General features: G+C 69.4%; 10 protein-coding genes and 1 tRNA gene. All 11 read left to right on the top strand.

Annotation, left to right across the window (positions count from 1 at the left end; all coding sequences use genetic code 11):
- Window positions 1–1251, top strand: a 1251-nt coding sequence (locus tag ACTHJJ_RS10220; protein ID WP_440302836.1) for a glutamate synthase-related protein, incomplete at its 5' end; no start/stop codon positions are given.
- Window positions 1244–2701 carry a glutamate synthase subunit beta gene (locus ACTHJJ_RS10215; protein ID WP_440302835.1) on the top strand — a complete coding sequence of 486 codons (1458 nt, stop codon included), beginning with the start codon at window positions 1244–1246 and terminating at the stop codon, window positions 2699–2701. The genes ACTHJJ_RS10220 and ACTHJJ_RS10215, both read left to right, overlap by 8 nt.
- Before the next feature lie 69 nt (window positions 2702–2770).
- Complete coding sequence (pyk, locus tag ACTHJJ_RS10210; RefSeq protein ID WP_440302834.1) at window positions 2771–4231, top strand: pyruvate kinase; 1461 nt, start codon at window positions 2771–2773, stop codon at window positions 4229–4231.
- A 72-nt stretch (window positions 4232–4303) separates the two neighbouring features.
- A tRNA-Leu gene (locus ACTHJJ_RS10205) sits at window positions 4304–4386 on the top strand.
- 16 nt (window positions 4387–4402) lie between these two features.
- Entirely contained in the window at window positions 4403–5038 is a 636-nt protein-coding gene (locus ACTHJJ_RS10200; protein ID WP_440302833.1) for an ANTAR domain-containing response regulator, read from the top strand.
- 144 nt (window positions 5039–5182) lie between these two features.
- Window positions 5183–6331 (top strand): branched-chain amino acid ABC transporter substrate-binding protein, encoded by a 1149-nt coding sequence (locus tag ACTHJJ_RS10195; protein ID WP_440302832.1) that lies wholly within the window; start codon window positions 5183–5185, stop codon window positions 6329–6331.
- A 154-nt stretch (window positions 6332–6485) separates the two neighbouring features.
- Window positions 6486–7475, top strand: a complete 990-nt coding sequence (locus ACTHJJ_RS10190) for a branched-chain amino acid ABC transporter permease (protein WP_440302831.1) — start codon at window positions 6486–6488, stop codon at window positions 7473–7475.
- Window positions 7472–8587, top strand: coding sequence for a branched-chain amino acid ABC transporter permease (locus ACTHJJ_RS10185; RefSeq protein WP_440302830.1), 1116 nt, complete (start codon window positions 7472–7474; stop codon window positions 8585–8587). Before ACTHJJ_RS10190 ends, ACTHJJ_RS10185 begins: the two co-directional genes overlap by 4 nt.
- Window positions 8580–9482: an ABC transporter ATP-binding protein gene (locus ACTHJJ_RS10180; protein ID WP_440302829.1), complete on the top strand. Its 903-nt coding sequence runs from the start codon at window positions 8580–8582 to the stop codon at window positions 9480–9482. The genes ACTHJJ_RS10185 and ACTHJJ_RS10180 overlap by 8 nt, the downstream gene beginning before the upstream one ends.
- Window positions 9472–10191: an ABC transporter ATP-binding protein gene (locus tag ACTHJJ_RS10175; protein WP_440302828.1), complete on the top strand. Its 720-nt coding sequence runs from the start codon at window positions 9472–9474 to the stop codon at window positions 10189–10191. Before ACTHJJ_RS10180 ends, ACTHJJ_RS10175 begins: the two co-directional genes overlap by 11 nt.
- A gap of 131 nt (window positions 10192–10322) precedes the next feature.
- Window positions 10323–10979 (top strand): GNAT family N-acetyltransferase (locus ACTHJJ_RS10170; RefSeq protein WP_440302827.1); only part of this gene is annotated, 657 nt, incomplete at its 3' end.

The raw sequence follows: 10979 nt of genomic DNA, 5'->3' as shown, positions 1-10979 counted from the left end.
GGGCGCGACGTCGTCGTCGCGGCCCTCCTCGGGGCAGAGGAGTTCGGCTTCGCCACGGCACCCCTCGTGGTCTCCGGCTGCATCATGATGCGCGTCTGCCACCTCGACACCTGCCCGGTGGGGGTGGCCACCCAGAACCCGGAGCTTCGGGCCCGGTTCACCGGCAAGCCCGAGTTCGTCGAGACCTTCTTCGAGTACATCGCCGAGGAGGTGCGCGAACACCTCGCCGCCCTCGGCTTCCGCTCCGTCGAGGAGGCGGTGGGCCAGGTCGAGGCGCTCGACCTGGACAAGGCGATCACGCACTGGAAGGCGTCCGGCCTCGACCTCACCCCGATCCTCACCGTCGCGCCCAACCCGACGGGCAGCACGCTGCACCACTCGACCCTGCAGGAGCACGGTCTGGAGAAGGCCCTCGACAACGAGCTCATCGCACGCTCCCTGCCGGCCATCGAGGGCGGCGAACAGGTGCGGAGCACGATCGGGGTCCGCAACGTCAACCGCACGGTCGGGACCATGCTCGGCCACCACGTGACCCAGGCGCACCCGCAGGGGCTCCCCGACGGGACCATCGAGGTGACGATGACCGGTGCGGCCGGCCAGTCGTACGGTGCGTTCCTCCCGCGCGGGATCACCTTGCGGCTGCTCGGCGACGCCAACGACTACGTCGGCAAGGGCCTGTCCGGTGGGCGGGTCATCGTGCGGCCCGACCCCGATGCGACGCTCGTGGCCGAGGACAACGTCATCGCGGGCAACGTCATCGGCTACGGCGCCACGAGCGGCGAGCTGTTCCTCCGCGGCCGGGTCGGGGAGCGGTTCTGCGTGCGCAACTCGGGCGCGAGCGCGGTGGTCGAGGGCGTCGGGGACCACGGCCTGGAGTACATGACCGGCGGCACTGTCGTCATCCTCGGGGCGACCGGGCGCAACCTCGCCGCCGGGATGTCCGGCGGCATCGCCTATGTCCTCGACCTACGCCCCGATCGCGTGAACCGGGAGCTCGTCGACCTGCAGCCGCTCCGGCCCGACGACGAGACCACCTTGCGACACCTGCTCGAGCGACACCTCGCCGAGACGGAGTCCGCCGTCGCCAGACGGCTGCTCGAGGACTGGGACGAGGCGAGACACCGATTCACGCTCGTGCTGCCCGCTGCCTACCAGCGTGTCCTCGACGTGCGTGCCGAGGCGGCCGACCAGGACCTCGACGTCGACGGCACCGAGGTGTGGCACCGGATCATGGAGGCTTCCCGTGGCTGACCCGCAAGGATTCCTGAAGACCCGCGAGCGCGAGCTGCCGCCGCGGCGCCCCGTTCCCGTCCGCATCCGGGACTGGAAGGAGGTGTACGAGGAGCAGCAGCTCGGCACCCTCCAGCGGCAGGCCGGCCGGTGCATGGACTGCGGGATCCCCTTCTGCCACAGCGGATGTCCGCTCGGCAACCTGATCCCCGAATGGAACACCCTTGCCTGGCGGGGCGACTGGCGCGGAGCAATCGAACGCCTCCACGCGACGAACAACTTCCCGGAGTTCACCGGCCGGCTCTGCCCGGCGCCCTGCGAGACCGCGTGCGTGCTCGGCATCAACCAGCCCGCCGTCACGATCAAGCAGGTCGAGGTGACGACGATCGAGGAGGCCTTCGAGCGCGGCCTCGTCGAGCCGCTGCCGCCCGAGCGCCTCTCCGGCAAGACGGTGGCCGTCGTCGGCTCCGGTCCCGCGGGCCTCGCCGCCGCCCAGCAGCTGACCCGGGCCGGGCACACCGTCGCGGTCTTCGAGCGGGCCGACAAGCCCGGCGGCCTGCTGCGCTACGGGATCCCCGAGTTCAAGATGGAGAAGTCCGTCCTCGACCGGCGGCTGCGCCAGATGGAGGCGGAGGGCACCCGCTTCCGCAGCGGGGTCGACGTAGGTGTCGACGTCACCGGCCGGCAGCTGCGGGACCGGTACGATGCCGTCGTCCTCGCCGTCGGGGCAACGGTCCCACGAGGGCTCGCGGTCCCCGGAAGCGAGCTGGGCGGCATACATCAGGCGATGGAGTACCTGCCACAGGGCAACCGCGCCGCCCTCGGGGACGAGGTCGAGGGCCAGATCCTCGCCACGGGCAAGGACGTCGTCGTCATCGGCGGCGGCGACACCGGCGCCGACTGCATCGGCACGGCCCACCGACAGGGCGCCCGTTCGGTCACCTCGCTCGAGATCATGCCCATGCCGGGAGAGGACCGGCCGGCGAACCAGCCCTGGCCCACCTACCCGCTGCTCTACCGGGTCGCGAGCGCCCACGAGGAGGGCGGGGAGCGCGTCTACGCCGTCAGCACGACGGAGTTCGTCGCCGACGGTGAGGGCAACGTGGCGGGCCTGCAGCTCTGCGAGGTCGAGTTCGTCGACGGCCGTCCCGTGCTCCAGGCGGGCACCGAGCGGGAGATCCCGGCGCAGCTCGTCCTGTTCGCCATGGGCTTCCTCGGTCCCCAGCAGGAGGGCCTGCTCGAGCAGCTCGGGGTCGAGGTCGACGACCGGACCAACGTGCGCCGCGACAAGAACTTCATGACCTCGGTCCCCGGGGTCTTCGTCGCCGGCGACGCCGGTCGGGGCCAGTCGCTCATCGTCTGGGCGATCGCCGAGGGCCGCTCGGCAGCGGCCGGTGTCGACGCCTGGCTGACGGGCTCGAGCGCCCTGCCCCGCCCCATCACGCCCACCGACCGCCCGCTCGCCGTGTGACCCCTCGGGGCCCGTCCCGGAGGGCGGGCCCCCAGGTGAGCGGCGTCACAGGACCCATAAGGTTGAGACATGCGCCGCGCCAAGATCGTCTGCACCATCGGCCCCAAGACCTCCTCTCCGGAACAGCTGCGCGCCCTCGTCGACGCGGGCATGGACGTCGCCCGCCTCAACCTCTCCCATGGCGAGCACGGCGACCACGAGAAGGTCTACCGCGGCGTCCGGGAGGCGAGTGACGCCTCCGGCCGGGCGGTCGGGATCCTCGTCGACCTGCAGGGTCCAAAGATCCGGACGGGCCGCTTCGCGGCGGGCCCGGTGCACCTCGACCCGGGGCAGCGGTTCACCATCACCACCCGTGACGTCGAGGGCTCGGAGCGCGAGGTCGGCACGACGTACGCCGGGCTACCGGGCGACGTCCGCCCCGGCGACATCCTCCTCATCGACGACGGCAAGGTGACCCTGCGGGCGGTCGACGTCACCGACACCGACGTCGTCACGGAGACCGTCGTCGGCGGGCTCGTGTCGAACAACAAGGGCATCAACCTGCCCGGGGTGGCCGTCAGCGTGCCGGCCCTGTCGGAGAAGGACCGCGACGACCTGCGCTTCGCGCTCCGGCTCGGTGCCGACCTCATCGCGCTCTCCTTCGTCCGGTCGGCCGCCGACATCACCGACGTGCACGAGATCATGGACGAGTTCGGGCTGCGGCTGCCCGTCATCGCGAAGATCGAGAAGCCACAGGCGGTCGCCAACCTCGAGGAGATCATCGAGGCCTTCGACGGCGTCATGGTCGCGCGAGGGGACCTCGGCGTCGAGATGCCGCTCGAGGAGGTGCCGCTCGTCCAGAAGCGGGCCATCGAGCTGTGCCGGGTCGCCGCGAAGCCGGTCATCGTCGCCACTCAGGTCCTCGAGTCGATGGTCGAGAGCCCGCGCCCGACCCGCGCCGAGGCGTCCGATGCCGCCAATGCCGTCCTCGACGGGGCGGACGCCGTCATGCTGTCGGGGGAGACGTCCGTCGGGGCCTATCCCATCGAGTCGGTCACCACGATGGCCCGGATCATCGAGTTCACCGAGGTGCACGGCTACGACCGGATCGCCGGGATCGACCGGACGCCGGTCACCGTCGGGGGCGCGGTCTGCAAGGCGGCCGTGGAGATCGGTGAGTCCGTCGACGCCCGCTTCCTGATCACCTTCACCGAGACCGGCGGCTCGGCGATGCGGATGGCCCGGCTCCGTCCCCGGCTGCCCATGCTCGCCTTCACCTCCGAGCAGCGCACCCGCTCCCGGCTCGCCCTCGTATGGGGCATGGAGACCTATCTCGTCAGCCGCATGTCGCACACGGACCAGTTCGCGATGCAGGTCGACCTCACCCTGTTGCCCGAGGGGCGGGTCGTCGAGGGCGACCGCGTCCTCATCGTGGCCGGGTCCCCACCCGGTATCCCCGGCTCGACGAACGCCCTGCGAGTCCACCGGGTCGGGGACGCGGTGCATCGCCGGGCGCCCGCGTACCGGCCCGAAGAGGTGACCCTCTCCTAGGGGCCCGTCGTCCTCACCCGTCGGCGTCGCGGTGGCCGGGCACGGCAGTCGGTATGCTGTCCCGGCACGCCCGCCGGGGTGGTGGAATGGCAGACACGGGGCACTCAAAATGCTCTGGCCGCAAGGTCGTGCGGGTTCAAGTCCCGCTCCCGGCACCGATAGGCTCTGCTCGTGACCAGTGACGAGACGGCTGCCGACCAGACCACGACCACCCCGTCCGACACGCACGCCGCTGCGACCCGCATCGTCGTCGCCGAGGACGAGGCCCTCATCCGCCTCGACCTCGTCGAGATGCTCGCGGAGCAGGGCTACGAGGTCGTCGGGCAGGCCTCCAACGGTGAGCAGGCCGTGGAGCTGGCTCGGGACCTGAAGCCGGACGTCGTCATCATGGACGTCAAGATGCCCGTCCTCGACGGGCTCGGTGCCGCCGAGCAGATCCACTCCCAGGACCTCTGCCCCGTCATCATGCTCACCGCCTTCTCCCAGACCGAGCTGGTCGAGCGAGCCCGCGACGCGGGCGTCATGGCGTATGTCGTCAAGCCGTTCACGGCCGACGACCTGCGGCCCGCCATCGAGATCGCCCGGTCGCGGTGGCAGGAGGTCAAGGCCCTGGAGGCCGAGATCGCCGACCTCGGTGAACGGCTCGAGACCCGCAAGCTCGTCGACCGGGCCAAGGGCGTGCTCATGAACCAGCTCAAACTGAGCGAAGCGGACGCCTTCCGATGGATCCAGAAGACGGCGATGGACCGCCGTCTCGGGATGAAAGAGGTCGCTGACGCGGTGATCAAGGGGTTCCCTGCGTCCTGAGCGCACCAAGCCGTCCATCGACGCGCGGAAATCAGGTCACGACACGGTTAACGATGCGGCCCACCTGATGACCAATCCTGCCTCTTGGGCCTAGTCTCCACCTAGCCCTCAAGGGAGAGGGATGAGTTACATCAGGAGGATTCCGTGCGTTCCACCCTCAAGATCGCTGTGCCGGTCGTGGCTGCGGTCCTGGCCCTCGGGGCCTGTGGCACCAAGGGCGGCAGTGAGTCACCGGGAGCCGGCAGCACCGCCGGCGGGAAGGCGGCGGCCTGCGACCTGAAGATCGGCATGTTCGGTGCCCTCACCGGCCCCAACGCCAACCTGGGCATCTACATCCAGAACGGCGTGAACCTCGCCCTCGACGACTACAACGCCAAGCACGCTGACTGCAAGGTCACGCTGGCGAACTTCGACTCGCAGGGTGACCCGACCCAGGCGCCGGCGCTGGCCAAGAAGGCCATCGACGACAAGAAGGTCGTCGGGATCGTCGGGCCGGCCTTCTCCGGCGAGTCGAAGGCGGCTGACCCCCTCTTCAACGAGGCGGGTCTCGTCACCATCACCCCGTCCGCCACGAACCCGAAGCTCGCCGACAACGGCTGGAAGACCTTCTTCCGCGCCCTGGGCAACGACGCGACGCAGGGTCCGGCTGCGGCGAAGTACATCAAGGACACCCTCAAGGCGTCCAAGCCGTTCGTGGTCGACGACGCGTCGGAGTACGGCAAGGGCCTTGCCGACATCGTCCGCCAGGACCTCGGGTCGGCGCTGATCGGCAGCGACACCGTCCAGCAGAAGCAGACGGACTTCTCGGCAACGGTCACCAAGGTCAAGGCATCGGGGGCCGACGCGCTGTTCTACGGCGGCTACGCGCTGGAGGCGGCCATCCTCGTCAAGCAGCTGCGTGACGCTGGCTGGAAGGGCACCTTCGTCTCCGACGACGGCACCAAGGACCAGTCCTACGTCGACAACGCCAAGGCCGCGGCCGAGGGCACCATCCTGACCTGCCCGTGCGCGCCGCCCGACGTCGCTCCGGAGTTCCAGAAGGCCTACAAGGCCAAGTTCGGCCAGGACCCGAACACCTACTCCGGTGAGGGTTACGACGCCGCGACGATCCTGCTCGACGGCATCGCTGCGGGCAAGGACCGGGCCAGCATGGTCGACTTCGTCAAGAGCTACGACAAGCAGGGCGTCACCAAGCGCCTCAAGTTCGACGCCAAGGGCGAGTCGTCGGAGATCCACGTCTACGCTTACAAGGTCGAGAACGGCAAGATCGTCCCGCTCGGGGAGATCAAGTAACCGACCAGCAGATGTGTGTGCTGTGACTGAGCCGCACTGACTCGAGTCACGACGAGGGCGGTCGGGGCACTGGCCCCGGCCGCCTCTCGTGGGTTTGGGTGACCGGACCGCCGACCCGAACCGCCACCAGCAGCCAGCCCACAGGAGGCCATGGATGCAGTTCCTGATCGACAACTTCTTCGCGCTGACGATCACGGGGATCACCGTCGGCGCGGTCTATGCCTTGGTAGCCCTCGGCTACACCCTCGTCTACGGCGTTCTGCGCCTGATCAACTTCGCCCACTCCGAGGTGTTCATGTACGGCACCTTCGCCTCGATGTGGATCGTCATGCTCCTTGGCGGGCATGCCGGAGCCGGCGCGGGGCAGGTCATCCTCTGGGTGATCCTCATGTTCGTCGCGGCGATGATCATGTCGGGTCTCGTCGCCGTCGTCCTCGAACGGGTCGCCTACCGTCCGCTGCGCAAGCGGAACGCGCCGCCGCTCGTGGCCCTCATCTCGGCCATCGGCGCTTCGTTCGTCCTGTCCGAGCTGATGGGCCTGCGCAGCAAGATCGCGGCCTGGTTCGGCCTCGACAAGACGCTGGGCGCCTACGTGGGTAACTCGCGCGTCAACTCCGGCCTGCCGGACATCATTCTCCCGCAGCCGCTCTTCACGATCGGCGACTACTCGGTCACCAACGTCGACATCTTCGTCATCGTCGGCGCCATCGCGATGATGATCGTGCTGGACCAGTTCGTCCGGCGGTCCCGCCTCGGCCGGGGGATCCGGGCCGTGGCCATGGATGCCGAGTCGGCCGCCCTCATGGGCGTCAACCGCGACCGGGTCATCCAGCTGACCTTCCTGGTCGGCGGCGTCATGGCTGGCGCGGCGGCAGTCTTCTACATGATCCGGATCGGGATCACCCGGTATGACGTGGGGTTCATCCTCGGCGTCAAGGCGTTCACCGCCGCGGTGCTGGGCGGCATCGGCAACCTCCGGGGGGCGCTGCTCGGCGGGTTCGTCCTCGGTCTCGCCGAGAACTACGGCTCCGCCCTCGTCGGCACCGCGTGGAAGGACGTCGTCGCCTTCGTGCTGCTCGTCGTCATCCTGCTGTTCCGACCCACCGGCCTGCTCGGTGAGTCCCTCGGAAAGGCGCGCGCATGAACTGGGCACAGACTCAACTCGACCGCGTCAAGGGGCTCCCCAAGCCCGTCAAGATCGTCCTCTGGGTGTTCTTCGCGATCTTCCTCTTCCTGCTGCCACTGCTCAACATCCCGATCATCACGACTCCCGACTCCGACTTCGGCGGTGTCCTGTTCACCGTGGCGACGTACGTGCTCGTGGCACTCGGTCTCAACATCGTGGTTGGCTATGCGGGACTGCTCGACCTCGGCTACGTCGGTTTCTACGCGGTCGGTGCCTACACGGTCGGCGTCCTGTCGAGCCTCCACGGCAAGTGGCCGTGGCTCTGGACCGTCCCGGCAGCCATCGTGGTCGCGCTCGTCTCGGGCGTGCTCCTCGGCGCCCCGACGCTGCGGGTGCGCGGCGACTACCTGGCGATCGTGACGCTCGGCTTCGGTGAGATCGTTCGGCTCAGCCTGGTGAACTCGCAGTGGCTCGGCGCCGCCGCGGGCATCAGCCAGATCCCGCCGCCACCGGGCAAGGCGCTGTTCGATCTGCCCAGCCTGGACTGGAGCAGCGGCGCGCCGGTGGTCGACCTCGGCAACACCACCTCGTTCCTCAAGTTCGGGATCGTCGACCAGGTCCCGTACTACTGGCTCGCGCTGTTCGTCATCGGGCTCGTCCTGCTCTTCGACCACCTCATCAAGAGCAGCCGAGTTGGTCGGGCCTGGGAGGCGACCCGTGAGGACGAGGACGCCGCCGAGCTCATGGGCGTGCCGACGTTCCGGTTCAAGCTGCTCGCGTTCGCGCTGGGAGCCTGCATCGGTGGCCTGTCCGGGGCGCTCTTCGCCGGCAAGCAGCAGTTCATCTCGCCGGACAGCTTCCAGCTCCTGCTGTCGATCCTGTTCATCGCCGCCGTCGTGGTCGGCGGGGCCGGCAACCGGTGGGGCGTCATCCTCGGTGCCATTGTCGTCAGCTATTTCCCGGAGCGGTTCCGGGAGTTCGCGGACTTCCGGGTCCTCGTCTTCGGCCTGGCGCTGCTGGTCCTGACGATCTTCCGCCCGCAGGGCCTGCTGCCACCACGTCGAACGATCCGGGCCAAACGAGCCGATGCCAGGGAAGCCGTCCTTGAGGAGGGAGAAGCCGGTGCCTGACGAGACCACCCCCGTCGACCCCACGCTCGACGAAGAGCTGGCCCTGGCCAACGAGCCGACCGAGATCAACCCCGACGTCGACATCGCGCCGGAGGAGGTCGGGCCCACCGTCGCCGAGGGCGAGCGGATCCTCGAGGTCGACAACGTCACGCTCCGCTTCGGCGGCGTAGTCGCCCTCAACGAGGTCAGCTTCCACATCAACCAGGGCGAGATCCTGGGCCTCATCGGGCCCAACGGTGCCGGCAAGACGACCTGCTTCAACGTGATGACGGGCGTCTACCAGCCGACCTCCGGTGATGTCCGGTTCCTCGGCGAGCCACTCGGTCAACGCAAGCGGTTCCAGATCACCAAGCTCGGGATCGCCCGCACGTTCCAGAACATCCGGCTCTTCGCGAACATGACGGCTCTCGAGAACGTCCTCGTGGGCGCGGACGCGCACCACTCCACGGGCGTCGGGTCCGCGATGTTCCGGCTGCCGAAGCACCGGCGCGAGGAGGCGGAGGGACGGGCTCGGGCCATGGAGCTGCTCGAGTTCATGGGGCTGACCGCCAAGGCCGACGAGCTGGCCCGCAACCTCCCGTATGGTGACCAGCGTCGGCTCGAGATCGCCCGTGCCCTCGCCACCAGCCCGAAGCTGCTGTGCCTCGACGAGCCGGCGGCCGGGTTCAACCCGGCCGAGAAGGCCAAGCTCATGGAGCTGATCCGCGCGGTGCGCGACCAGGGCTACACCGTGCTGCTCATCGAGCACGACATGCGCCTGGTCATGGGCGTCACCGACCGGATCGTCGTGCTCGAGTTCGGGCGCAAGATCGCCGAAGGGACCCCGGCCGAGGTCCGGGAGAACCCAGCGGTCATCGCCGCCTACCTCGGAGTGGAGGAAGAAGATGCTTCTTGAGGTCGAGAACCTCTGCGTCAACTACGGCCGGATCGAGGCGATCCGTGACATCAGCTTCACGGTTGACGAGGGTGAGATCGTCACCCTCATCGGGGCCAACGGAGCCGGCAAGACGACGACCATGAAGACGATCTCGGGCCTGCGCCCGGTCCGGGCCGGCACGATCAGGTTCGGCGGCAAGGACATCACCCAGGTCGCGTCCCACGAGCGACCGGTGCTCGGCATCTCCCAGTCACCCGAGGGCCGCGGCGTCTTCGTCGGCATGACGGTCATGGAGAATCTCGAGATGGGCACCTACGCCCGCTCCGACCGTGGGACGAAGGCTGTCAGGGACGACCTCGACCGGGTCTTCGAGCTCTTCCCGCGGCTGAAGGAGCGGGTCAACCAGGCGGCCGGCTCCATGTCGGGTGGTGAGCAGCAGATGCTCGCCATGGGCCGGGCGCTCATGGCGCGACCCAAGCTGCTGCTCCTCGATGAGCCGTCGATGGGGCTGGCACCGAAGCTCATCCAGCAGATATTCGACATCGTGCAGGAGATCAACGGCCAGGGCACCACCGTGCTGCTCGTCGAGCAGAACGCCGCGCAGGCGCTCAAGCGGTCGCACCGGGCCTACATCCTGGAGACGGGCGAGATCGTGCGCGAGGGCACCGGGGCCGAGCTCGCGGCGGACCCCGCCGTCAAGGCCGCCTACCTCGGCGGGGAGGTCTGACGCGGGAGGTCTGACGGGGCGGTGGGGCCACGCGCGTGCCTGCGCGAGCGATTTGGCCCCGCCGCCCCCTTTCAGATCGCTCACTACTCAGCGTAGGGTCGGGGTGGTGTCTCGGTCGGTCAGGAGGATGCATGGGTAGGTCAGCAGTCGACGTCCGGCGGGTGGAGGGTGCGCTCCGGGAGCCGTTCATCGAGCTGTGGGTCGCGCACCGGATCGAGTCCGGTACGAGGCCCGACGCGGCCCGTCGGCTGGCCGCCGACGGCACCTTGAGCGCCGCCCTCGACCGGTCCGACATCTGCGCGTTCATCGCGCACGTCGACGGCGTGCCGGCCGGATACGTCGTGGTGGCCGACTCGACCCGCAGCCCGCTCGTGGACGCACCGTGCGTGTCCATCAGCATGCTGCACGTCCTGCCCGAATACCGCCGGGGCGGCGTCGCGACCGCGCTCCTCGCGACGACGACCCGCTATGCCGACCGGGTCGGCGCCGGGCACGTCGCGAGCCTCGTGCCCGCGCACGACCGCGAGGCGAACCGGTTCTTCGCCCGGATCGGCTTCGTGCCCGAGACGGTGCGGCGCGTCACGTCGGTCGCGACGCTGCAGCGACGACTTGCCGGCGAGAGCCCCTCACGGGGTCCGGTGGCCGAGGTCCTGCAGCGCCGCCGCGACCTGGTCGAGACGGCCCAGCTGGCCCTGCAGCACCTGGCGGGCGAGGCGGCCGTCGCCCTGCGGCGGGCCCTGACCTGCGGCCGGCCGGCCGTCGAGGTGAAGGCGGCCGTCGCCGTGCTG

Origin of the sequence: Intrasporangium sp., from assembly GCF_051961875.1 — a bacterium.
Lineage (GTDB): Bacteria > Actinomycetota > Actinomycetes > Actinomycetales > Dermatophilaceae > Intrasporangium_A.
This window is presented reverse-complemented; position numbering and strand designations above follow the sequence as displayed.